Here is a 1382-nt window from a genome sequence, read left to right on the forward strand (position 1 = left end):
CCAGGGCGGGGAGAGGCTCAAGAGCGCCTCTGTGTGTCAAGTGGTGCGGGTCGGCCGGCTTTGTTGATCTTTGGAGAGGCGCCGGTAGAGAACGTTGGTGAGGCGTCGTTTGAGCGCTCGTCTGGCCTCGGCCGGGGTCTTTCCTTCAGCGATCTTGCGTAGGTAGTAGACCCGTCCGGGTCCGGGATCGCGGGCCTGGCAGACGGCGATGGTGTGTAGGGCGGTGTTGAGTTGGCGGTTGCCGGTGGTGTTGAGCCGGTGGCGGCGTCGCTCGCCGCTTGAGGTTTCCAGCGGCGCAGTGCCGATATAGCTGGCGAGGTGGTCGGCGGTCGGGAAGCGGGTGATGTCACCGATGTGGCCGAGGACTTTCCCGGCGAGGATGTGTCCGACGCCGTGGATGTCGGTAAGAGTGGAGCGGGTCGCGGCCAAGGCTTGACGGGTCTGGCCCTCATTCGCGGCGAGTTGCCGGTCCAGGCGGCGCACGTCGTTGAGGAGGTCGCGGGCGAGGTCACGGCGGCAGGCGTCGGTGGCGGTGAGTGGCCGCAGGCCTTGCATGAGGGCGGCAGCTTTGGCGGCGGTGAGGTCGGCCGGGGCGCCTCCGGGGATCAGGTCGCGCAGCAGGACGTGCAGGCGGTTGAGGACGCGGACTCGTTCGCCGGCCAGGTCGTCGCGGCGTTCAGCGAGTAGCCGCAGCTGCGTGGTGTGGTCTTCGGCGATGACCGGGCGCAGGCGTTTGTGGCGCATCGCAGCGTGGGCGACGCTGGCGGCGTCGGCTGGGTCGTTCTTGCGGGTGCCGCCGGTATCGAGCAGGCGGGCGCGGGCGGCAAGGGTGGCGGGCACGTCAACGACGTCTTCGCCGTTGGCGGCCAGCAGTTGGGCGATCCCGCGGCCGAGGCCGTTGGCGCCTTCAACGGCGAAGCGTCGCTGCGGCCAACGCCCAGCCCAACCCATTAACGTCTTGTATGTCCCGGCGTTGACGGTGACGCGTCGGGTGGCCAGTTGCCGGCCGGTGGGGTCCAGCGCGACGGCGGTCAGCGAGGCTTTGTGCGGGTCGATTCCGATCGTGATCACGGCGGGCGGCAGTTCCTTCACTCGTGGAGTCGAGATGCGCCGTGGTGGGCAGCCTGACTTCAAGAATCTCTTGCGCACGCCTCTGTCGAGCCACACCACGGCCGGGCGCCGGCCAGCGTTGGCACGCTCTTGAAGAGCCAGCCCTGCAGGGCGGCAAGGGGTTTGCGAGCCAGTACCGACCGGCGCCCTGACGCTACGGGCTGCAGACCCTCGCGTCTGACCTCAGTAGACAAGTCAGGGGTTTGCTCGGCTCGAAGTAGCGTTGCCCTCCCGGCTCGACAACCCAGGTGGATCGAGCATCGGAGGACGCG

At 68.6% G+C, this 1382-nt stretch carries 1 protein-coding gene; it reads right to left on the minus strand.

Annotated elements, in window-relative coordinates; all coding sequences use genetic code 11:
• Window positions 1–36: 36 nt before the first annotated feature.
• Entirely contained in the window at window positions 37–1092 is a 1056-nt protein-coding gene (locus tag ABZW14_RS34205; protein WP_355355390.1) for an IS110 family transposase, read from the minus strand.
• Between the last annotated feature and the right edge of the window lie 290 nt (window positions 1093–1382).

Origin of the sequence: Micromonospora sp. NPDC004551 (genome assembly GCF_040609975.1) — a bacterium.
Lineage (GTDB): Bacteria > Actinomycetota > Actinomycetes > Mycobacteriales > Micromonosporaceae > Micromonospora.